The organism is Pseudomonas sp. C9D1 (assembly GCF_056491235.1).
In genome coordinates, this window is sequence record NZ_JBSZIE010000002.1 from 2,124,970 (window position 1) to 2,145,595 (window position 20,626).

At 65.8% G+C, this 20,626-nt stretch carries 18 protein-coding genes and 1 pseudogene; 6 read left to right on the plus strand and 13 right to left on the minus strand.

Going from position 1 to position 20,626, the window contains the following annotated elements; all coding sequences use genetic code 11:
• Nucleotides 1–209 precede the first annotated feature (209 nt).
• On the plus strand, nt 210–3,839 hold the full coding sequence (locus ACXI0U_RS18040; protein ID WP_265169653.1) for a transporter substrate-binding domain-containing protein: 3,630 nt from the start codon (nt 210–212) through the stop codon (nt 3,837–3,839).
• An 88-nt stretch (nt 3,840–3,927) separates the two neighbouring features.
• Here ACXI0U_RS18040 and rplS read toward each other — a convergent pair whose 3' ends face one another.
• The 5 genes from rplS to ffh all read right to left on the minus strand — a co-directional run bounded on the left by rplS (nt 3,928) and on the right by ffh (nt 7,451).
• Nucleotides 3,928–4,278, minus strand: a complete 351-nt coding sequence (gene rplS / locus ACXI0U_RS18045) for a 50S ribosomal protein L19 (protein ID WP_043240180.1) — start codon at nt 4,276–4,278, stop codon at nt 3,928–3,930.
• A 42-nt stretch (nt 4,279–4,320) separates the two neighbouring features.
• Nucleotides 4,321–5,073 (minus strand): tRNA (guanosine(37)-N1)-methyltransferase TrmD, encoded by a 753-nt coding sequence (trmD, locus tag ACXI0U_RS18050; RefSeq protein ID WP_043240177.1) that lies wholly within the window; start codon nt 5,071–5,073, stop codon nt 4,321–4,323.
• A gap of 10 nt (nt 5,074–5,083) precedes the next feature.
• Nucleotides 5,084–5,620 (minus strand): ribosome maturation factor RimM, encoded by a 537-nt coding sequence (gene rimM / locus ACXI0U_RS18055; RefSeq protein WP_021220790.1) that lies wholly within the window; start codon nt 5,618–5,620, stop codon nt 5,084–5,086.
• Nucleotides 5,621–5,628: 8 nt separating this feature from the next.
• Nucleotides 5,629–5,880, minus strand: a complete 252-nt coding sequence (rpsP, locus tag ACXI0U_RS18060) for a 30S ribosomal protein S16 (RefSeq protein WP_021220791.1) — start codon at nt 5,878–5,880, stop codon at nt 5,629–5,631.
• Between the two features lie 194 nt (nt 5,881–6,074).
• Nucleotides 6,075–7,451 carry a signal recognition particle protein gene (gene ffh / locus ACXI0U_RS18065; protein ID WP_021220792.1) on the minus strand — a complete coding sequence of 459 codons (1,377 nt, stop codon included), beginning with the start codon at nt 7,449–7,451 and terminating at the stop codon, nt 6,075–6,077.
• 157 nt (nt 7,452–7,608) lie between these two features.
• Here ffh and ACXI0U_RS18070 point away from each other — a divergent pair, with 157 nt between their 5' ends.
• From ACXI0U_RS18070 to ACXI0U_RS18080, 3 genes and pseudogenes are all read left to right on the plus strand, one after another.
• Entirely contained in the window at nt 7,609–8,409 is an 801-nt protein-coding gene (locus ACXI0U_RS18070; RefSeq protein ID WP_021220793.1) for a cytochrome C assembly family protein, read from the plus strand.
• A 184-nt stretch (nt 8,410–8,593) separates the two neighbouring features.
• Nucleotides 8,594–9,232 (plus strand): annotated as a pseudogene (locus ACXI0U_RS18075) (transporter associated domain-containing protein); the annotation flags it as partial.
• A 288-nt stretch (nt 9,233–9,520) separates the two neighbouring features.
• A complete protein-coding gene (locus tag ACXI0U_RS18080) occupies nt 9,521–10,834 on the plus strand; it encodes an MFS transporter (protein ID WP_021220795.1) in 1,314 nt (437 codons plus the stop codon).
• 18 nt (nt 10,835–10,852) lie between these two features.
• On the opposite strand, the gene ACXI0U_RS18085 is transcribed toward ACXI0U_RS18080, so the two are convergent.
• From ACXI0U_RS18085 to ACXI0U_RS18105, 5 genes are all read right to left on the minus strand, one after another.
• Nucleotides 10,853–11,629 carry an SGNH/GDSL hydrolase family protein gene (locus ACXI0U_RS18085; RefSeq protein WP_479550634.1) on the minus strand — a complete coding sequence of 259 codons (777 nt, stop codon included), beginning with the start codon at nt 11,627–11,629 and terminating at the stop codon, nt 10,853–10,855.
• Nucleotides 11,626–12,807 carry a formate-dependent phosphoribosylglycinamide formyltransferase gene (gene purT, locus ACXI0U_RS18090; RefSeq protein ID WP_479550635.1) on the minus strand — a complete coding sequence of 394 codons (1,182 nt, stop codon included), beginning with the start codon at nt 12,805–12,807 and terminating at the stop codon, nt 11,626–11,628. The genes ACXI0U_RS18085 and purT overlap by 4 nt, the downstream gene beginning before the upstream one ends.
• A 58-nt stretch (nt 12,808–12,865) precedes the next feature.
• The gene (locus tag ACXI0U_RS18095; RefSeq protein WP_479550636.1) at nt 12,866–13,066 is read right to left on the minus strand and encodes a DUF1289 domain-containing protein; all 201 of its coding nucleotides are present in this window, start codon (nt 13,064–13,066) and stop codon (nt 12,866–12,868) included.
• Nucleotides 13,066–13,590 (minus strand): gamma carbonic anhydrase family protein, encoded by a 525-nt coding sequence (locus ACXI0U_RS18100; protein ID WP_043240160.1) that lies wholly within the window; start codon nt 13,588–13,590, stop codon nt 13,066–13,068. The genes ACXI0U_RS18095 and ACXI0U_RS18100 overlap by 1 nt, the downstream gene beginning before the upstream one ends.
• A gap of 165 nt (nt 13,591–13,755) precedes the next feature.
• Nucleotides 13,756–14,358, minus strand: coding sequence for a CoA pyrophosphatase (locus ACXI0U_RS18105; RefSeq protein ID WP_479550637.1), 603 nt, complete (start codon nt 14,356–14,358; stop codon nt 13,756–13,758).
• Between the two features lie 156 nt (nt 14,359–14,514).
• On the opposite strand from ACXI0U_RS18105, the gene ACXI0U_RS18110 reads away from it, so the two are divergent.
• Both ACXI0U_RS18110 and ACXI0U_RS18115 read left to right on the plus strand, forming a co-directional pair.
• Complete coding sequence (locus ACXI0U_RS18110) at nt 14,515–15,069, plus strand: NUDIX hydrolase (RefSeq protein ID WP_263400097.1); 555 nt, start codon at nt 14,515–14,517, stop codon at nt 15,067–15,069.
• 40 nt (nt 15,070–15,109) lie between these two features.
• Complete coding sequence (locus ACXI0U_RS18115) at nt 15,110–15,613, plus strand: L,D-transpeptidase family protein (RefSeq protein WP_021220802.1); 504 nt, start codon at nt 15,110–15,112, stop codon at nt 15,611–15,613.
• Between the two features lie 152 nt (nt 15,614–15,765).
• Here the strand turns inward: ACXI0U_RS18115 and ACXI0U_RS18120 are convergent, their stop codons facing one another.
• The 3 genes from ACXI0U_RS18120 to purL form a co-directional block, all read right to left on the minus strand.
• On the minus strand, nt 15,766–16,083 hold the full coding sequence (locus ACXI0U_RS18120) for a YqfO family protein (RefSeq protein ID WP_043240153.1): 318 nt from the start codon (nt 16,081–16,083) through the stop codon (nt 15,766–15,768).
• Nucleotides 16,084–16,298: 215 nt separating this feature from the next.
• Nucleotides 16,299–16,613 (minus strand): CDGSH iron-sulfur domain-containing protein, encoded by a 315-nt coding sequence (locus ACXI0U_RS18125; protein WP_479550638.1) that lies wholly within the window; start codon nt 16,611–16,613, stop codon nt 16,299–16,301.
• Nucleotides 16,591–20,487 (minus strand): phosphoribosylformylglycinamidine synthase, encoded by a 3,897-nt coding sequence (gene purL / locus ACXI0U_RS18130; protein ID WP_374978813.1) that lies wholly within the window; start codon nt 20,485–20,487, stop codon nt 16,591–16,593. The genes ACXI0U_RS18125 and purL overlap by 23 nt, the downstream gene beginning before the upstream one ends.
• Nucleotides 20,488–20,626: the final 139 nt, after the last annotated feature.

Below are 20,626 nucleotides of genomic sequence, written 5' to 3' on the forward strand. Positions count from 1 at the left end.
AGGATCGCCGCACGAGACGACTCCGGCCCGCCGGGCGTGTTCCTCGGCGCCAGGAGCACTCGGTGTAAGCCCTCGCCACCATCACACGACAGACGCTTCCTAAGCCCTCCTGAGGGTGATTTTGTGCGATTCGGAATGAGCTATTTTCCGCTACCGCCGCTGCCGTTCGCCCTCGGCGGCCCTCGTGGATCCGGCAAAAGGAAAGCCCCATGCACAGATCGCCACTCGCCCGCCCCTTGCTGGGCGCCCTGGCCGGCTTCCTCCTGACCCTGCTCGCGCCTCCCCTATCCGCTGACGAGCAGTTGCCACTGCTCAGCCGCCCATTGCCCACCGATGCCAAGGCCACCCTGGAGCTGCAGGACTGGCGCTGGCTGCGGGACAAGCGCGAGCTGCGCCTGGGCATAGGCGCGGACCTGCCCCCCTTCGACATCACCAGCAGCGGTCGCGACTTCGAAGGCCTCACCGCCGACGTCGCCGGCGTGATAGCCGACAAGCTCGGCATCGACATCAAGGTGCTGCGCTTCCGCAACCGGGAAGAGGCCCTGCTGGCGCTGGTGGATGGCCGCATCGACCTGCTCAGCGCCTCCAACACCTACGAGACGGCCAATCGCCAACTGCTGCTCAGCGACACCTACGCGCCGGACCAGCCGGTGCTGGTCAGTCGCGATGACGAGCGCCGCCCGCTGTCGCCCGGCCTCAACGGCATGCACCTGGTGATGCCGGCCGACTACCAGCCCCTGGAGAAGATCCGCGCGCACTATCCCCTGGCACGGGTCAGCACCGAACCCGACCCGCGCTCGGCCCTGCGCGCCGTGGCCCTGGGCCGCGCCGACCTCTACCTGGGTGACCTGGTGATGGCCAACTACCTGCTCAACCAGACCCAGGCCGGCCGCCTGCGCCTGGCCGGCTACAGCAAGATGCCCAGCAGCGGCTTCGGCTTCGCCATGCGTAGCGACCAGCCCGAGCTGCTGAAGGTGATCAACGCCGCACTGGCCAGCATCCCGCCGGAGCGCCAGGGGCAGCTGCTCAAGCGCTGGAGCGGCGGCAACGGCCCGCTGCTGTCCGAGTCCAACCTGGTGTTCACCCAGCAGGAGCAGCGCTGGCTGCTGTTGCATCCGGTGCTGCGCATCGCGACCTTCGGCAACCTGTCGCCGGTGAGCTTCTTCGACAGCGACGGCAACTACCACGGCATCACTGCCGACGTCCTCGATCAGGTGCGCATGCGCACGGGGCTGCGCTTCGAGATCATCCGCACCTCCAGCCAGGAGGAGATGGTGGAGAAGCTGAAGGCGGGTGAGGCCGACCTGATCGGGGCGTTCAATCCGGCGGCCAGCACCACCGATGACCTGGCCTACACCCGCCCCTATATGAACGCCGGGCTGGTGATTGTCACCCGCCGCAGCGATACCCGCTCGGTGGACCTGGAGTCCCTGAATGGCAAACGCGTCGCGCTACCCCGCACCCCGCAGTTGGTGAAATGGTTGCTGGCCAGCTATCCCCGCCTCGTGCCCCTGGAGTACGACTCGATGCACGAGGCACTGACCATCACGGCGGATGGGGGCGCCGATGCGGCGATCCTCCCCGGCACGGTCGCCGAGCACCTGGTCCAGCGCTTCTTCGACGAGCGCCTGTGGATATCCGATGTGGTGCCCCAGCAACTGGAGTCCACGGTATTCGCCCTGCGCCGTGGCGACCTGGAGCTGCTGTCGGTGCTCGACAAAACCCTGGTCAACATTCCGCCGGACGAGCTGGCGGTGCTGGTCAACCAGCGTTGGCGCTCCACGGTGGAGGTGGCCAAGCCCGCCTGGCGCGATTATGAAAGGCTTATCTACCAGGTGAGTGGCGTGGTGGGCCTGCTACTTAGCGTGTCGCTGATCTGGAACGCCTACCTGCGACGCCAGATGAAACTGCGCGCCAGCGCCGAGCGGGCATTGAACGATCAATTGCAGTTGATGGAGACGCTGATCAACGGCACGCCCCACCCCATCTATGTGCGCGACCGGGACAACCATCTGCTGCTGTGCAACGACAATTACCTGGAGGCGCTCTCCATCGAACGGGAGCAAGCCATCGGCGCACCGCCTCTGGACGGGCTCTTCGGTGACGACAGCTGTTCACCGCAGATGCTGGAGGACTACCACGCGGTGATGGAAAGCGGCCAGGGCATGCAGGCCGACCACCACCTGAGCCAAAAGGGGGAGCCCTTCAGCATCTATCACTGGATCGAGCCGTTCCGTGATTCCCGGGGGATCATCAGGGGCGTGGTCGGTGGCTGGATCGATATCACCGAACGCCTGCGCCTGGTGGCCGACCTGCAGGAAGCCAAGGAGCGCGCCGATGAGGCCAGCCGCGCCAAAAGCACCTTCCTCGCCACCATGAGCCATGAGATCCGCACGCCGATGAACGCGGTGATCGGCATGCTCGAACTGGCCCTGCAGCGCGCCGACCAGGACCACTTCGACCGCCAGGCCATCGAAATCGCCCACGACTCGGCGAACAACCTGCTGGAGCTGATCGGCAACATCCTCGACATCGCCCGCATCGAGTCCGGGCGCATCAACCTGAGCCCCGTGCGCTGCAACCTCCGCGAAGAGGTCGAGGCGGTGGTGCGGGTATTCGACGGGCTGGCGCGGCAGAAGAGCCTGGCCCTGAGGCTGGAGTTCGACCCCAAGGCAGGCGTCGACGTACTGCTGGACCCATTGCGCTTCAAGCAGGTGCTGTCCAACCTCGTCAGCAATGCCATCAAGTTCACCGAACGCGGCCGAGTGACTCTCAAGGTTGCCGCCCAGGCAATCGCGAACAAGCGCCTGGAGCTGACGCTGCTCGTGGAGGACAGCGGCCAGGGCATCGAGCCCGAGGACCTGGAGCGACTGTTCCAGCCCTTCAGCCAGGGCCAGCAGCAGCCCAACAACACCATCGGCGGCACCGGCCTGGGCCTGGTCATCAGCCGAACCCTGTGCGAAATGATGGGTGGCAGCATCGAGATGACCAGCCGACCCGGCCACGGCACCTGCGTGACCGTGGAACTGGCGCTGCAGATACTCGACCCGCTGCCACGCAAGGAAGCGAGCCCGGTTGCGCAGATCGCCGCGCCCCAGCAGAGCCTCGACGTACTGGTGGTGGACGACCACCCGGCCAACCGCGAACTGCTCAAGCAGCAGCTGATCTTCCTCGGTCATCGGGTCAACGAGGCCCATAACGGCGCCAGCGGCCTCGAGCTATGGCAACGGCAGCAATTCGACCTGGTGATCAGCGACTGCAACATGCCGATCATGAATGGCTACGACCTCGCCCGGGCCGTTCGCAATCTCGAGCGCCGCGACGCACTGACACCCTGTCGCTTCATCGGCTACACCGCCAACGCACAGAACGAGGAGCACGAACGCTGCCGCCAGGCGGGCATGGACGCCTGCCTGTTCAAGCCGATCAGCCTCGGGGAACTGGCGGCCCAGTTGGTCGGCATCGCGCCACGGGCCGTCTTGACCGCGCACATGCCCGCCGCCTGCAACCTGAAGGAATTCGAGCGGTTGGCTGGACGCGACCCGGCACTGCGCATGCGCCTGCTGGATACCCTGCTGGACAGCAACCGTAACGACATGGCGTTGATGCAGGGCTTTCTCGACGACGGCGACAGGCAGGCAATCGCCGAGGTGGCGCACAAGATCAAGGGTGCCGCGAAGATCGTCCATGCCGGCCCGCTCATCGCCTGCTGCGAATCCCTTGAAGCACTCTGCGAGGCAGAAGGCAGCGAAGACGAACTGCTCGCCGAAGTCGCCGCGCTGCGGGCGGAACTGGAGCGCCTGGAACACAGCCTGCTGGGCGAGATGAGCACGGCCTGATTTCGCCGGCGCAACCGGCTGCGCTTTCTTCGGCCCAATAAAAAGCCCGCCGCGGTTTCCCGGGGCGGGCTTTTGAGGGAAGCAGTCCTTAGACCAGCTTCTCCTTGATGCGAGCTGCCTTGCCGGACAGGTCGCGGAGGTAGTACAGCTTGGCCTTGCGCACGTCACCGCGGCGCTTGACGCTCAGGCTGTCAACCAGCGGGGAGTAGGTCTGGAAGGTACGCTCTACGCCTACGCCGTTGGAGATCTTGCGAACGGTGAAAGCGCTGTTCAGGCCGCGGTTACGCTTGGCGATGACAACACCTTCGAAGGCCTGCAGACGCTGACGGTCGCCTTCCTTTACTTTCACTTGCACGATCACGGTGTCGCCGGGGGCGAAAGCCGGGATCTCTTTGTTCATTTGTTCAGCTTCGATTTGCTGAATGATCTTGTTGGTCATCGCTGCGCTCCTAAGACAAGCCACCGGCCTGCCATCGATACGTTAACTATCGTCCCGCTGACGGATGTATTCCGCCAACAGCTTCTTCTCTTCTCCAGAAAGCGAGCGGCTATCCAGAAGATCGGCACGACGTTCCCAGGTCCGACCAAGGGACTGCTGCAAACGCCAACGCCGGATGTGTTCGTGGTTGCCACTAAGCAACACATCGGGAACACGCTTGTCCGCGTACACCTCAGGCCGGGTGTAGTGCGGGCAATCGAGGAGGCCGTCCGTGAACGAGTCTTCCTCTGCGGAGTCCGCATGGCCCAGTGCACCGGGCAACAACCGCGTCACCGCGTCGATCAGCACCATTGCCGGCAGCTCACCGCCGGACAATACGTAGTCGCCAATCGACCATTCTTCGTCGACGTGCTCTTCGATGAAGCGCTCGTCGATACCTTCGTAGCGACCGGCGATCAGAATCATGGATTCCGATTGCACCAGTTCGCGCACGGCCTCCTGCTTGAGCTGGCGGCCCTGCGGCGAAAGGTAGATCACCTTCGCCTGCTCCCCGGCCGACGCCTTGGCTGCTGCCAGGGCCCGCTCCAGGGGCTGTATCTTCATCACCATGCCTGGGCCGCCGCCGAAGGGCCGATCGTCCACCGTCTGGTGGCGGTCCTCGGTGAAGGTCCGCGGGTTCCAGCAGGTCAGCTTGAGCAGCCCCTGCTTTACCGCTCGGCTGGTAATGCCGTATTCGCTGATGGCGGCGAACATCTCCGGAAAGATGCTGATGACCTCGACCTGCATGCTTTTCATGTCATGCAACTCAGAAGTCAGCGTCCCAATCCACCCGCATCTCGCCTGTTTCCAGGTCGATCGTCAGCACGCATTGCGCCGTATAGGGCAACAGGCGCTCACGGTCATCGAGGCTGCCGGGGCAGGGCTTGACCACCATCACGTCGTTGGCGCCGGTCTCCAGCAGATGATCGACGACGCCGAGCAATTGCTCCTGCTGGTCGATGACCTTGAGACCTTCCAACTGATGCCAGTAGTACTCGTCACCTTCGAGTTCCGGCAGCTCGCTGCGGGGCACGCAAATGTCGAAGCCCGCGAAAGTACGAGCGACTTCGCGATCATCGAGACCCTTCAGCTTTGCTACCAGGACCTTGCCGTGCAAGCGTCCACTGGCCACTTCGACCTGCTTTACCTCGTTGTCGCGTTTAAGCGTCCAACGGCGGTAATCGAGCACGTTATCCAGCGGATCGGTAAAGGAATACACCTTCACCTCGCCCCGTACGCCATGCACCGAAAAGATCTTGCCAAGAACGATGAGGTCCTCGGCCTGTGCCGGCGTCGTGCTCATAAAGATGCTTAGGCAGCAGCCTTGGCAGCTTCCTTCAGCAGCTGAGCAACGCGCTCAGACGGCTGGGCGCCCTGGCTCAGCCAGTAGGTGGCGCGCTCTTGATTCACGGAGAGCTTCACTTCGGCACCCGAGGCGACCGGGTTGAAGAAACCGATACGCTCAACAAAGCGACCATCGCGCGCATTGCGGCTGTTGGTCACGGTCAGGTGGTAGAAGGGGCGCTTCTTGGAGCCGCCACGAGCAAGACGGATGGTTACCATTGAACTTCGTTCCTATAGGTCGGTGCTTTTCAAGCTGTGCACACACATGGGCCATGGGCCCGAAAGGCCGCATATTCTAAGGATTATGCGGCCGATTGCAAATCTCTTTTACCAGCCACCTGTCGGTGGTCGCTGCAAGCCGCAGATTTCAAGCTGCCGGAGGCCCGGCAACTGATCGCTTGCAGCGCTTTCACTTACATCTTCGGCATGCCGCCGCCGGGGAACATGCCGCCCATGCCGCGCATCATCTTGGCCATGCCACCCTTGGCGGTGACCTTCTTCATCATCTTCTGCATCTGCTTGTGCTGTTTGATCAGCCGGCCGACGTCCTGCACCTGGGTGCCGGAGCCGAGGGCGATACGGCGCTTGCGCGAGCCACTGATGACTTCAGGGTCGCGGCGCTCCAGCGGCGTCATCGAGTTGATGATCGCTTCCATCTGCTTGAACTGCTTCTCCGCCGCGCCCTGGGCATTGCCCATCTGCGCGAGGTTGACGCCACCGAGCATGGGCAGCTTGTCCATGAGGCCGCCGAGGCCGCCCATGTTCTTCATCTGCTGCAGCTGGTCGCGGAAGTCTTCGAGGTCGAAGCCCTTGCCCTTCTTGATCTTCTTCGCGAGCTTCTCGGCCTTCTCGCGGTCCATGCCCTGCTCGGCCTGTTCGATCAGGCTGAGCACGTCACCCATGCCGAGGATGCGCGAGGCGATACGGTCCGGGTGGAAGGGATCGAGCGCTTCGCTCTTCTCGCCCATGCCGAGGAATTTGATCGGCTTGCCGGTGATGGCGCGCACGGAGAGCGCGGCACCGCCACGGGCGTCACCGTCGACCTTGGTCAGCACCACGCCGGTGAGCGGCAGCGCTTCGCCGAAGGCCTTGGCGGTGTTGGCGGCGTCCTGGCCGGTCATGGCGTCGACCACGAACAGGGTTTCCACCGGCTTGATCGCCGCGTGCAGCGCCTGGATCTCGGCCATCATCTCGCCGTCGATGTGCAGGCGGCCGGCGGTGTCCACCAGCACCACGTCGATGAACTTCAGCTTGGCTTCGCGGATCGCGGCCTCGGCGATGTCCACCGGCTTCTGGCTGATGTCGGAGGGGAAGAAGGTCACGCCGATATCGGCGGCCAGGGTTTCCAGCTGCTTGATCGCCGCCGGGCGGTAGACGTCGGCCGACACCACCAGCACGGACTTCTTCTTGCGCTCCTTGAGGAAGCGCGCGAGCTTGCCGACGGTGGTGGTCTTGCCCGCACCCTGCAGGCCGGCCATCAGCACCACGGCGGGCGGGGCGGCAGCCAGGGACAGGTCTTCGTTGGCCACGCCCATCAGCTCGATCAGCTCGGCCTGGACGATCTTCACGAACGCCTGGCCCGGCGTCAGGCTCTTCGATACCTCGGTACCGACGGCGCGTTCCTTGACCTTGTTGACGAAGTCCTTGACCACGGGCAAGGCCACGTCGGCCTCGAGCAGGGCCATGCGCACTTCACGCAGGGTGTCCTTGATGTTGTCCTCGGTCAGCTTGGCCTTGCCGGTGACATGGCGCAGCGTCTGCGAGAGGCGGTCTGTAAGATTTTCGAACATGCACGTTCCTTTCAGGTTCGTCCGAACCGAGGGTGAGCTTGCGGCAAGCGGCGGATTATAGCGAAGTGTCGCCAGCGCCGACACCGCCTGCGGTCTTTCGTGAGCCCCCTCATCTGTGCCAAACTCAGCGCCTTTCGGGCTTGCCTTACAAGGACTTATGCACCCTCTGCTGCCCAGCCTCCTGGCTGCCTTCCTTTATGCCGGCGCCACCACCTACCAGGGCCTGCGCCTTCGCCAGCGCACCACGCCGGACAAGCGCCTGCTGGTTCTGGTCGGCTCCCTGGCACTCGTCGCCCATGCGCTCAGCCTTTATATCCAGCTGATCACCCCGGTGGGCCTGACCCTCGACTTCTTCAACGCCGCCAGCCTGATTGCCGCAGCCGTGATCTTCCTCACACTGCTGGCCATTGCCCGGATACCGGTGGAGAACCTGCTCCTGCTGCTGTTGCCACTGGGAATGCTGACCGTCCTGCTGGCCGCCTTCGCCCCCTCCGGGACGGTGCAGGCGATCGACGAGGAGCCAGGCATCCTGGCGCATATCCTGCTGTCGATCCTGGCCTACGGCATGCTCACCATCGCCGTGTTCCAGTCGCTGCTGCTGCTGCTCCAGGACCACCAGCTCAAGCACAAGCACCCCTCGGGACTGATCCGCAACTTCCCGGCACTGCAAACCATGGAGAGCCTGCTGTTCGGCTTCCTCTGGGCCGGCTGGTCCCTGCTGTCGCTGTCGTTGCTCTCCGGCTGGCTGTTCGTCGACAACCTGTTCGCCCAGCACCTGGCGCACAAGACCATCCTGTCGTGCATCGCCTGGGTGGTGTTCGCCGTACTGCTGTGGGGCCGCCACCAGCTCGGCTGGCGCGGGCACAAGGCCATCCGCTGGACCCTGGCGGGCTTCTGCCTGCTGATGCTTGCCTACTTCGGTAGCAAGCTGGTCCGCGAATTCATCCTGCATATCTGAGATGCCCATCGACGGATTGATCGCCGGGCTGCTGCTCGGCCTGCTGCTCGCATCCCTCGCCGGCTCCGTGCTGGCCTGGAGCCTCTCCCGTCGACGTCGTGCCCCGGTGCAGGTCGAGCCCGAAGCGACGCCGCGCCTGCCCTCCTCGCTCACCGAAGCCCTGCAGCGCGTGCCCATCGCCGCGATCATGATTCCGCGCAGCGAGATCCAGGGCATCGACGTCAGCCAGTCGCCAGAACGCATCCTCGAACAGCTGCGCACCGCCACCCATACGCGCCTGCCGGTGTACCGCGAAGACATCAACCAGATCGAAGGCATCCTGCACATCCGCCAGGTCGCCCGCCTGCTGCCCCAGGATGGCGTCAGCGCCGAAGACCTGCTGGCGGCCTGCCGCGAAACCTACTTCGTGCCGGAAAGCACCCCGCTGCTCACCCAGCTGGTGAACTTCCAGAAGGAACAGCGCCGGGTCGGCATCGTCGTCGACGAGTATGGCGACGTGATCGGCCTGGTCAGCCTGGAAGACATCTTCCAGGAACTGATCGGCGAATTCGGCAGCCTCGACGACCTCGCCCCCAACCCGGCGATCCAGCCCCAGGAAGACGGCCGCTTCGAGCTGGACGGCTCCCTGCACCTGCGCGAACTCAACCGCGTGCTCGGCTGGCACCTGCCCTGCGAGGGGCCGAAGACCCTCAACGGCCTGATCACCGAGGCCCTGGAGCAGATTCCTGACACCAGCGTGTGCCTGAAGATCGGCCCCTACCGCCTGGAGATCCTCCAGTCCGGCGAGAACCGCGTACAGCGCGTACTTGCCTGGCGCGCCTGACACCTCTGCGACCTTGGTCGAGGTCCCTTGCCGTGGTTTTCCGCCGCTTTCTATAATCCCCGCTGGCTTACCCAGCCCCTCGGCCGCCGCGGCTATCCGCCCACGCGCCATCGGCCAGCCCCGCTGACCGCCTGAGAACCACCTGCCACGGCCCCACAGGCCCGTCCGCAGCCAGCAAGGCCCCTGGTCCGGCGACCCGCCGCATCATCCCCTTCCCTCAGCACAACACGACAGCCATGAGACTCCGTCGGGCCGTGATGGCCGCGACGACTGACAGGGGACCCTCTGATGACCACCGCCACCTTGAGCGACGCTGCGAACACGACACCGGCCAACTCGCCGGCCCGCGTCGCCACCGCCAGCTTCATCGGCACCGCCATCGAGTTCTACGACTTCTATATCTACGCCACGGCCGCCGCCCTGGTGATAGGCCCGGTGTTCTTCCCGCAGACATCCGGCACCGCGCAGATGCTCTCGGCCTTCCTCACCTTCGGCATCGCCTTCCTCGCCCGGCCGCTGGGTTCGGCACTGTTCGGCCACTTCGGCGACCGCATCGGGCGCAAGTCGACCCTGGTCGCCTCGCTGCTGCTGATGGGCGCCTCCACCACCCTGATCGGCGTGCTGCCCGGCTACGACACCATTGGTGCCTGGGCGCCGATCCTGCTCTGCCTGCTGCGCTTCGGCCAGGGCCTGGGCCTCGGCGGCGAGTGGGGTGGCGCGGCATTGCTGGCCACCGAGAACGCCCCACCCGGCAAGCGCGCCTGGTTCGGCATGTTCCCCCAGCTCGGCCCCTCCATCGGTTTTCTCGCCGCCAACGGCCTGTTCCTCACCCTGGCCCTGTGCCTGAGCGACGAGCAGTTCCGCGCCTGGGGTTGGCGCATCCCCTTCCTGCTCAGCGCCGCGCTGGTGATGGTCGGTCTCTACGTGCGCCTGAAGCTGGAGGAGACACCGGTCTTCGCCAAGGCCATGGCCCAGCACGAGCGGGTGAAGATGCCGGTGCTCGAAGCCTTCGGCAGCCACTGGCGCCCGATCGTCCTCGGCGCCCTGGCGATGGTGGTGTGCTACGCGCTGTTCTACATCTCCACCGTGTTCTCCCTCAGCCACGGCGTGGGCAGCCTCGGCTACAGCCGCGAAAGCTTCCTCGGCATGCTGTGCTTCGCCGTGCTGTTCATGGCGGCGGCGACGCCATTGTCGGCCTGGCTCAGCGACCGCTACGGGCGCAAACCGGTGCTGATCGTGGGCTGTACGCTGGCGATCCTCTCCGGCTTCGCCATGCAGCCGCTGCTGACCCAGGGCTCGACCCTCTCGGTCACCCTGTTCCTCAGCATCGAACTGTTCCTCATGGGCGTGACCTTCGCCCCCATGGGCGCACTGCTGCCAGAGCTGTTCCCCACCCACGTGCGCTACACCGGCGCCTCGGCGGCCTATAACCTCGGCGGCATAGTCGGCGCCTCGGTGGCACCCTTCTTCGCCCAGAAGCTGGTGGCCATGGGTGGCCTGTCCTGGGTCGGTGGCTACGTATCGGTGGCGGCGGCACTCAGCCTGCTGGCGGTGCTCTGCCTCAAGGAAACCCGCGACGACGACCTGGGCGCGGTGCGCTAAGACCTCGCCCCTTGGGCGTCAGGCTCCAGCCGTCTCTTCGACGAGGCGGCTGGCAGCCGGCGCCACCCTCCCCGCCCGCACGATCCACTCCGCCAGCAAGCCGCCCCAGACCGAACACCCCAGCTGTGACGGGTGATAGCCGTCCAGCGCCAGGTAGTCGGCCTGCATGGCGATGCTCGCCGCGCAGTGCTCGGCTCCCAGCTCGTCGGCCAATGCCCGCACCTGTGTGTCGAGCAGGCGCGCACGCCAGCCCAGCAGGCGGCGCAGCAACCAGGGCAAGGCACTGAAGTGCTGCAAGGGAGGAACGGCGGCGAACACCACCTCGACGCCCCGCGCCATGAAGGGGGCAGCCAGCCGTCGCAGGGATTCGCGCCAGGTAGCGGTGGAACTGAAATGGGTGGTGTCGTTGACACCGAAGACCAGCAGCATCAGGTCCACCGGCACGTCCTGCACCTGCGGCAACAGACGCTCACAGGCTTCGCCCGCGGTAATGCCGTTCTCGCCACAGGCGCGCCAGGCCACCGGGCGCTGCAACTGCCGGGAAAGCGCCGCCGCCAGTTGCCCCGGCAAAGCCTGCTGCAGGCAGGAGACACCGACACCGGCGACGGTGGATTCGCCGATCAGGAGGATGCGCAGGGGTTCGCCCGCAAATTCCGCTCCCGCCAGCCCGTGATCAGGGCCGGCGGCAGGGGCCAGGCGCAGGGCGGTGCGCTTGGTGTACAGGGCCTGGGGCAGCACCAGGGGCATCAGCGCCAGCGCCGATGCCCACCAGAGCAGCCCGGCCCCTCGGCTCACAGCTTGACGTCGACGGCCTGGGCCGCGCGGGTCGCCTTGGCACGGGCCAGGTCGGTGGACTCGTCGCGGGCCAGGGCCACGCCGAGGCGACGCTGACCGTCCACTGCCGGCTTGCCGAACAGGCGCAGCGCGGTGTCCGGCTCGGCCAGGGCCGCAGAGAGGTTGCCGAAGCTCATCTCGGTGGATTTGCCTTCCACCAGGATCACCGCCGAGGCCGACGGGCCGGACTGGCGGATCACCGGGATCGGCAGGCCGAGGATGGCGCGGGCATGCAGGGCGAACTCGGACAGCTCCTGGGAAATCAGGGTGACCAGGCCGGTGTCATGGGGGCGCGGCGACACTTCGCTGAACCACACCTCGTCGCCCTTCACGAACAGCTCCACGCCGAACAGGCCACGGCCGCCCAGGGCCTCGGTCACCGCCTTGGCCACGCGCTCGGACTCGGCCAGGGCCTTGGGGCTCATCGCCTGGGGCTGCCAGGATTCGTGGTAGTCGCCCTTCACCTGGCGGTGGCCGATGGGCGCGCAGAAGGTGGTGCCACCAACGTGGCGCACGGTGAGCAGGGTGATTTCGTATTCGAAGTCGATGAAGCCTTCGACGATCACGCGGCCCTTGCCGGCGCGGCCGCCTTCCTGGGCGTAATCCCAGGCGTATTGCAGGTCGTCGTCGCTCTTGAGCACCGACTGGCCCTTGCCGGAGGAGCTCATGATCGGCTTCACCACGCAGGGGTAGCCGACGCTGGCGACGCCGGCGCGGTAGTCCTCGAAGGTGTCGGCGAAGTGGTAGGGCGAGGTGGGCAGGCCCAGCTCCTCGGCCGCCAGGCGACGGATGCCTTCGCGGTTCATGGTCAGCTGCGCGGCGCGGGCGGTGGGGATCACGGTGTAGCCTTCGGCCTCCAGCTCCACCAGGGTGGCGGTGGCGATGGCCTCGATCTCCGGCACGATGTAGTGCGGCTTCTCCAGTTCGATGACGCGGCGCAGGGCCTCGCCGTCGAGCATGCTGATAACGTGGCTGCGATGGGCGACCTGCATGGCCGGCGCGTTTTCGTAGCGGTCGACGGCGATCACCTCGACGCCCAGGCGCTGCAGCTCGATCACCACTTCCTTGCCCAGCTCGCCAGAGCCGCAGAGCAGTACACGGGTCGCGCTCGGCGACAGCGGGGTTCCAATACGGGGCATCGGTGTTTCCTCGAAAGATGAAAGGTATTCGCTCGGGCGGCGGGCAGGTGCCGCCGCTTCAGTGGGGCTGGATCAGGAACTGGCCACCGGCCCGCGCACGCTCCATGCAGCGCACCAGCACCTCGCGGCGCTCGGCGTTGTCCATGCGCCCCCAGCGGGTGATCTCGTCGACGCTGCGCTGGCAGCCGGTGCAGATGTCGTCATCGTCCAGCGCGCAGACATGCACGCAGGGCGAAACGACGGGGCGTTCACGTTCCATCAATCTTCCTGTTCGACCAGTTCCCGTGCATAACGCTGGGCGTTGTGCACGTAGTGCGCGGCGCTGCCTTCGAGCATCTTCTTCTGCTGCTCGGTCAGCTCGCGGACTATTTTACCGGGCGAACCCATGACCAGCGAGCCATCGGGAATTTCCTTGCCTTCGGGGATCAGGGCATTGGCGCCGATGATGCAGTACTTGCCGATCTTGGCGCCGTTGAGGATCACGGCGTTGATGCCGATGAGGCTGTAATCGCCGACCGTGCAGCCATGGAGCATGGCGTTGTGGCCGATGGTCACGCCCTTGCCGATGTTCAGCGGGAAGCCCATGTCGGTGTGCATGACGGTGCCGTCCTGCACATTGCTGTTCTCGCCGATATGGATGAGTTCGTTATCGCCGCGCAGCACGGCGCCGAACCAGACGCTGGCGCCAGCGTCGAGGCGGACCTTGCCGATCACCGCCGCGTCGGGGGCGATCCAGCTGTCGGGATGGGTTTCGACACGGGCGTTGCCCAAGCGGTATTTCATCAGGCGCTCCTCTATCAGGCGGTTGAAAAACTAACTGCGTTGCCGCTGCGGCGTTGAAAACGCCCAAAAAATGCTCATTTACACCGCGTAAACTGCGCTTTCTCGGCCGTTTTCACCTTGTACCGTCGGCCTCGTCCACGCTTTCAACGGCCTGACATACGGGGCTTAGCTGAGTTTGACGAAGGTGGCCGGCGGCTCGCGCAGCTCGATGCCGGCATCGAAGACCAGGTTGACCAGCTCCACCACCATGATCGCGGTGAGGCCCCAGATCTTGTACTGGCCGAACTGGTAGCTCGGCACGTACCAGCTCTGGCCGAGGTAGTCGATGCGGTGGGTCATCTCGCGGGGGTCGCTGCGGAAGAACTCCAGGGGCACGCTGAATACCGAATCGATCTCGCCGTCGTTGGCCTTGTATTCCACGTAGTCGGGCACGAAGCCGACATAGGGCGTGACCTGGATGCCATGGCGCGAGACCAGGGTGCTGAGCGGGCCGACCACCTCGACCAGGCCGGGCGGCAGACCGATCTCCTCCTCCGCCTCGCGCAGGGCGGTGTGGATAAGGTCGCGGTCCTCGGGGTCACGACGGCCGCCGGGGAAGGCCACCTCGCCACCGTGGGTGGACAGGCCGCTGGCGCGCAGGGTGAGCACCAGCTCGGGTTCGGCGCTGCGGGTGATGGGCACCAGTACCGCCGCCTCGGGGAACGTGCGGTCGGTCACCAGCGTCTTCGGGGAGTAGCTCCGCACACGGCGGTGCAGGTCATCCAACATGGACAGTCTCGGCTTTTATTCTGCCGGGCATCATGGCACGAACCCGCAGGCCGCCCAACCCCCGAACCGACGTTCGAGGCAAGCGCAGCCCCCGTCCCGCTTGCCGTCGAGGCACGAGCCGCGCCAAGATTGCGCCCTCGACCCCGAGGATTCCCGATGAAGTTCTGCAGCCAGTGCGGCGGCCCCGTGATCCAGCGCATCCCCGAAGGCGACAACCGCCTGCGCCATGTCTGCGAGCTATGCCACACCATTCACTACCTGAACCCACGCATCGTCGCCGGCTGCGTACCGGTCTGGGGCAAGCAGGTGCTCCTGTGCCGCCGCGCCATCGAACCGCGCAAGGGCTACTGGACCCTGCCCGCCGGCTTCATGGAGAACGGCGAGACCATGGAACAGGCCGCCGCCCGCGAGACCGCCGAGGAGGCCTGCGCGCGGGTGCGCAACCTGCAGCTCTATACCCTGTTCGACCTGCCGCACATCAGCCAGGTGTACACCTTCTTCCTCGCCGAACTGGAGGACCTGGACTTCTCGGCCGGCGAGGAAAGCCTGGAAGTGAAACTCTTCGACGAAGCCGACATCCCTTGGTCCGAGCTGGCTTTTCCGACTGTCGGGCGTACCTTAGAATGCTACTTCGCCGACCGTGTCGAGCAGGTCTATCCGGTCCGCAACGAGCCATTGGCGCCCTTACTGGCCTACTACAAGAAAGCCTGACCGTACTGCCGAATTCGAACACTCTGGGGATGCTGTAGAAATGCGCTGGTTGCTCGTTGCCTTGATCCTTTGCTTTACCTCCCTGTCCCACGCCAGCGCCGCCCCCAGCCTCGAAGGCAAGGGCATCGACAAGGTGCTGGTGGTCAAGTCCGAGCGCAAGCTGCTGCTCATGAACCGCGGCAACATCCTCAAGAGCTACCGCATCTCCCTGGGCAAGCAGCCCAAGGGGCCGAAGCTGCGCGAGGGCGACCAGCGCACGCCGGAAGGCTTCTACTGGATCGACTGGCGCAAGACCAGCGACAAGTACAACCTGGCCATGCACATCTCCTACCCCAACGCTCGCGACTCCCTGCAGGCCCGTGACAAGGGCGTGCCCGCCGGCGGCATGATCATGATCCACGGCACCCCGCTGGACGAGGAGTACCCCGAGTGGTACTTCCACACCCTGGACTGGACCGAGGGCTGCATCGCCATGAAGAACGCCGACATGCGCGAGATCTGGAGCCTGGTGAAGGACGGCACGCTGATCGAGATCCGCCCCTGATGTGAGGGGAGCGGCAGACATGAAAAGGCGCCCTGAGGCGCCTTTTTTATTGGCAATGCCCCGCACACGCCGGGCGAGCCACAGCGCTAAGACGGTGGGTTTCGCTGCGCTCTACCCACCCGACAAAGGCCGGGCGGCAACCCAGTACGGAGTCAGAACACCAGGTCGGACAGGCGCCAGACCTCATAGGCCGGCGTCTCATAGGGGTGGGCCTGCTTGAGGGCGCGCACGGCATCGTGGATCAGCTCGTCGGCCACCACCATCTCCACCTTCCACTCGGATACATGCTCCACCCGGCCGGCCTGGCCGATGAAGGGATCGGCTTCGGCCAGCGGGCGGAACTGGCCCTGCCCCAGGCTTTGCCAGCAGCAACTGTCATAGGCGCCGATGCGGCCGCCCCCCGCCGAGAAGACCGCTTTCTTGACCGGCTCCAGATGGGATTCCGGAACGTAGAAGCACAGCTTGTACATCAATTACTCCGTAGGCAATTACAGGCTGGACGCTAGTGGCCAGATGATGCCACCGGACGATGGCAATTCGCCAATACTTTGTCGCGACCAGCGTCACGATACCGGCATTCGACTGACCGCCGGTCAAAGTGTTCAGCGCAGGGATAGAGCCGTTGGCCATAAGGCCGCTCTCGTACGGAGTGCTTTTGCGGTGGGGTTGCGAGCCGTTTGGGCGATCAGTCGCCCTGCCAGAACCGGCGCCACTTGTCCTTCAGCGAAGGCGCGGCGGGTGCGTGGCTGCCATCGCAGTAGGGCAGGCGTCGGGAGAGGCCACAGCGGCAGAGGATGAGCAAGTGCTGGCGTTCGATGTGAAGCGAGAGGCCCTGCGCGCAGTCGGACGGGCAATCGGGAAGCCGGGGCGAATGCCCGCAGCGGCACAGCAGCAGAGTGGCGCCGGGCTCGACCCGGCGCACCTCCGGTAGCGACGCGCCCTCCCCCGTTGCGGAGAGAGGGCGCTCGCCGGCGTCGTCAGTCGACCCAGACGCGGGCATTGCGGAACATGCGCAGCCAGCCGCCGTCTTCCTGCCACTCGTCGGGGCGCCAGGAGTTCTGTACGGCACGGAACACGCGCTCCGGGTGCGGCATCATGATGGTCACGCGACCATCGCGGCTGGTGAGGCCAGTGATGCCACGGGGCGAGCCGTTCGGGTTGGCCGGGTAGCCTTCGGTGACCTTGCCGTGGTTGTCGACGAAGCGCATGGCCACGCAACCGGACAGATCGGCTTCCAGCAGGGCTTCCTCGCTTTCGAACTCGGCATGGCCTTCGCCGTGGGCGATGGCGATGGGCATGCGCGAACCGGCCATGCCACGCAGGAAGATCGACGCCGACTCCTGCACCTGGACCATGGCCACGCGGGCCTCGAACTGCTCGGAGCGGTTGCGCACGAAGTGCGGCCAGAACTCGCTGCCGGGGATCAGCTCGTGCAGGTTGGACATCATCTGGCAACCGTTGCACACGCCGAGGGCGAAGCTGTCCTTGCGCTCGAAGAAGGCCTGGAAGCCATCACGGGCACGGGCGTTGAACAGGACCGACTTGGCCCAGCCCTCACCGGCGCCGAGCACGTCACCGTAGGAGAAGCCACCGCAGGCCACCAGGCCCTTGAACTCTTCCAGGCTGACGCGGCCGGCGAGGATGTCGCTCATGTGCACGTCGATGGCGGCGAAGCCGGCACGGTCGAAGGCCGCGGCCATCTCCACCTGGCCGTTGACGCCCTGCTCGCGCAGTACGGCGACCTGGGGACGCGCGCCCTTCTTTATATAAGGAGCGGCGATGTCCTGGTTGACGTCGAAGCTGAGCTTCACCGACAGGCCGGGGTTGTCTTCGTCCAGCAGGACGTCGAACTCCTGATCGGCGCAGGCGGCATTGTCACGCAGGCGCTGGACCTGGTAGCTGGTCTCGGCCCACTGGCGCTGCAGCAGGCGGCGCTCGCCGGCGAACACCGGCTCGTCGTTGAAGGAAATAGCGACATCGGCACCGTTGACCGGCTGGCCGATCACGGCCACGCAGTCACCCAGGCCGGCGGCGCTGAACTGGGCCAGCACTTCCGGCGTGGCGCCCTGCTGGACCTGGATGACCGCACCCAGCTCTTCGTTGAACAGCACGGCCGGCAGCTCGTCGGCGGCGTCGGCCAGGGCGTCCAGTTGCAGGTCCAGGCCGCAGTGACCGGCGAAGGCCATCTCCAGCACGGTGGTCAGCAGGCCGCCGTCGGAACGGTCGTGGTAGGCCAGCAGCAGGCCGTCCTGGTTCAGACCCTGGATCACGGCGAAGAAGGCCTTGAGGTCTTCGGCGTCGTCGACGTCCGGCACGGCCTGGCCGAGCTTGGCGAAGGTCTGCGCGAGGATGGAGCCGCCCATGCGGTTCTGGCCGCGGCCGAGGTCGACCAGGATCAGGTCGGTCTCGCCCTTGTCCAGGCGCAGTTGCGGGTTGAGGGTGCGGCGGATGTCCTGCACCGGGGCGAAGCCGGTGATCACCAGGGACAGCGGCGAGGTGACGGACTTGTCCACACCCTCGTCCTGCCAGCGGGTTTTCATGGACATGGAGTCCTTGCCCACCGGAATGGTGATGCCCAGCGCCGGGCACAGCTCCATGCCCACGGCCTTGACCGTGTCGTACAGGCGCGCGTCCTCGCCCGGGTGGCCGGCAGCGGCCATCCAGTTGGCGGACAGGCGGATATCGGAAATCTTCTCGATGCTGGCACAGGCCAGGTTGGTGACGGTCTCGCCGACCGCCATGCGGCCCGAGGCCGGGGCGTCCAGCAGGGCCAGCGGAGTGCGCTCGCCCATGGCCATCGCCTCGCCGGTGTAGACGTCGAAGCTGGTGGCGGTGACGGCGCAGTCGGCCACCGGAACCTGCCACGGGCCGACCATCTGGTCGCGGGCGACCAGGCCGGTGATAGTGCGGTCGCCAATGGTGATCAGGAAGCTCTTGCTGGCCACGGCCGGGTGACGCAGCACACGGCTCACGGCATCGGCGATGTCGACGCTGGCGGCGTTGAAGTCATCGCCCTGCTCGGCTTCGCGGCTGACGCTGCGGTGCATGCGCGGCGGCTTGCCGAGCAGGACGTTGAGCGGCATGTCCACCGGCTTGTTGCCGAAGTGGCTGTCGGCGACGGTCAGGTGCGGCTCCTCGATGGCCTCGCCGACCACCGCGAAGGGGCAGCGCTCGCGTTCGCAGATGGCCTTGAAACGCTCGAAGTCGGCGGCGTCCACCGACATCACGTAGCGTTCCTGGGATTCGTTGCACCAGATTTCCAGCGGGCTCATGCCCGGCTCGTCGTTGGGCACGGCGCGCAGTTCGAAACGGCCGCCGCGGCCACCGTCGTTGATCAGTTCCGGCAGGGCGTTGGAGATGCCGCCGGCACCCACGTCGTGGATGAACTTGATGGGGTTCTCGGCGCCCAGCTGCCAGCAGCGGTCGATCACTTCCTGGCAGCGACGCTCCATCTCGGGGTTGTCGCGCTGTACGGAAGCGAAGTCCAGGTCGGCGGAGCTGGAGCCGGTGGCCATGGAGGAAGCAGCGCCGCCGCCCAGGCCGATGAGCATGGCCGGGCCACCGAGGACGATCAGCTTGGCGCCAACGGAAATCTCGCCCTTCTGCACGTGCTCGGCGCGGATGTTACCCATGCCGCCGGCGAGCATGATCGGCTTGTGGTAGCCGCGTACTTCTTCGCCGTGGGGGGTGTCGATGGCCTGCTCGAAGGTACGGAAGTAGCCGTTCAGCGCGGGGCGGCCGAATTCGTTGTTGAACGCGGCGCCGCCCAAAGGGCCTTCGATCATGATGTCCAGCGCGGTGACGATGCGCTCGGGCTTGCCGTAGGGCTTCTCCCAGGGCTGCTCGAAACCGGGGATCTGCAGGTTGGAAACGGTGAAGCCGGTCAGGCCGGCCTTGGGCTTGGCGCCACGACCGGTAGCGCCTTCGTCGCGGATCTCGCCACCGGAGCCGGTGGAGGCGCCGGGGAAGGGCGCGATGGCGGTCGGGTGGTTGTGGGTTTCCACCTTCATCAGGATGTGCACCGCTTCCTCGGTCGCGCCGTACTGGCGGGTACCCGGGTTGGGGAAGAAGCGGCCGGCGGTGAAGCCCTCGATGACCGACGCGTTGTCCTTGTAGGCGGACAGCACGCCTTCGCTGTTCATCTCGTAGGTGTTCTTGATCATGCCGAACAGGCTCTTCTCTTGCGCCTGGCCGTCGATATCCCAGCTGGCGTTGAAGATCTTGTGGCGGCAATGCTCGGAGTTGGCCTGGGCGAACATCATCAGCTCGACGTCGTGGGGGTTGCGCCCCATCTCGTTGAAGCTCTTCACCAGGTAGTCGATCTCGTCTTCGGCCAGGGCCAGGCCCAGCTCAACGTTGGCGCGGGCCAGTGCGTCGCGGCCACCGCCGAGGATGTCGACCACGGTCAGCGCCTTGGGCTGCGCGTGGCTGAACAGGCCGGAAGCTTCTTCCAGGGCGCCCAGCACCAGCTGGGTCATGCGGTCGTGCAGGGCGCTGGCGATCAGCTGCGCCTCGGCATCGGAGAACTGGCCGGCCACGTAGTAGGCGATGCCGCGCTCGATGCGCTCGATCTTGGCCAGGCCGCAGTTACGGGCGATGTCGGTGGCCTTGCTCGACCAGGGCGAGATGGTGCCGAAGCGCGGCAGGACCAGGAACAGGCGGCCCGCAGGCTCCTGCACCGGGACGCTGGGCCCGTACTTGAGCAGACGCGCCAGGACCTTTTCCTCGTCGGCGGTGAGCACGCCGGTGACTTCGGCAAAGTGGGTGAACTCGGCATACAGACCGGTGACGGCGGGAACCTTCTGGGTCAGTTGCTCGAGCAGTTTGCCGTGGCGAAAAGCGGAAAGGGCGGGGGCACCGCGCAGGATCAACATCTTCTGGACAGCCTCTGGGAAGGGGTGTGCTTAGAGGCCGTGCATTCTAGCGCAAAGCGCCTGATTCCGGCACCCGTGCCGTCGCGCTCGAAGCGGCCATCCGAGGAGCGGCAGGGCAAGCGCCCGCCGGCCGCAAACG

Coding starts and splice junctions, on each gene's coding strand:
- ACXI0U_RS18125 (WP_479550638.1), bottom strand. CDS start 16,613: ATGCCCGCGTCTGGGTCGACTGACGACGCCGGCGAGCGCCCTCTCTCC.
- rplS (WP_043240180.1), bottom strand. CDS start 4,278: ATGACCAACAAGATCATTCAGCAAATCGAAGCTGAACAAATGAACAAA.
- ACXI0U_RS18095 (WP_479550636.1), bottom strand. CDS start 13,066: ATGGAACGTGAACGCCCCGTCGTTTCGCCCTGCGTGCATGTCTGCGCG.
- ACXI0U_RS18115 (WP_021220802.1), top strand. CDS start 15,110: ATGCGCTGGTTGCTCGTTGCCTTGATCCTTTGCTTTACCTCCCTGTCC.
- purT (WP_479550635.1), bottom strand. CDS start 12,807: ATGCCCCGTATTGGAACCCCGCTGTCGCCGAGCGCGACCCGTGTACTG.
- ACXI0U_RS18110 (WP_263400097.1), top strand. CDS start 14,515: ATGAAGTTCTGCAGCCAGTGCGGCGGCCCCGTGATCCAGCGCATCCCC.
- ACXI0U_RS18080 (WP_021220795.1), top strand. CDS start 9,521: ATGACCACCGCCACCTTGAGCGACGCTGCGAACACGACACCGGCCAAC.
- ACXI0U_RS18040 (WP_265169653.1), top strand. CDS start 210: ATGCACAGATCGCCACTCGCCCGCCCCTTGCTGGGCGCCCTGGCCGGC.
- rimM (WP_021220790.1), bottom strand. CDS start 5,620: ATGAGCACGACGCCGGCACAGGCCGAGGACCTCATCGTTCTTGGCAAG.
- trmD (WP_043240177.1), bottom strand. CDS start 5,073: ATGAAAAGCATGCAGGTCGAGGTCATCAGCATCTTTCCGGAGATGTTC.
- ACXI0U_RS18100 (WP_043240160.1), bottom strand. CDS start 13,590: ATGAAATACCGCTTGGGCAACGCCCGTGTCGAAACCCATCCCGACAGC.
- ACXI0U_RS18105 (WP_479550637.1), bottom strand. CDS start 14,358: ATGTTGGATGACCTGCACCGCCGTGTGCGGAGCTACTCCCCGAAGACG.
- ffh (WP_021220792.1), bottom strand. CDS start 7,451: ATGTTCGAAAATCTTACAGACCGCCTCTCGCAGACGCTGCGCCATGTC.
- purL (WP_374978813.1), bottom strand. CDS start 20,487: ATGTTGATCCTGCGCGGTGCCCCCGCCCTTTCCGCTTTTCGCCACGGC.
- ACXI0U_RS18070 (WP_021220793.1), top strand. CDS start 7,609: ATGCACCCTCTGCTGCCCAGCCTCCTGGCTGCCTTCCTTTATGCCGGC.
- rpsP (WP_021220791.1), bottom strand. CDS start 5,880: ATGGTAACCATCCGTCTTGCTCGTGGCGGCTCCAAGAAGCGCCCCTTC.
- ACXI0U_RS18120 (WP_043240153.1), bottom strand. CDS start 16,083: ATGTACAAGCTGTGCTTCTACGTTCCGGAATCCCATCTGGAGCCGGTC.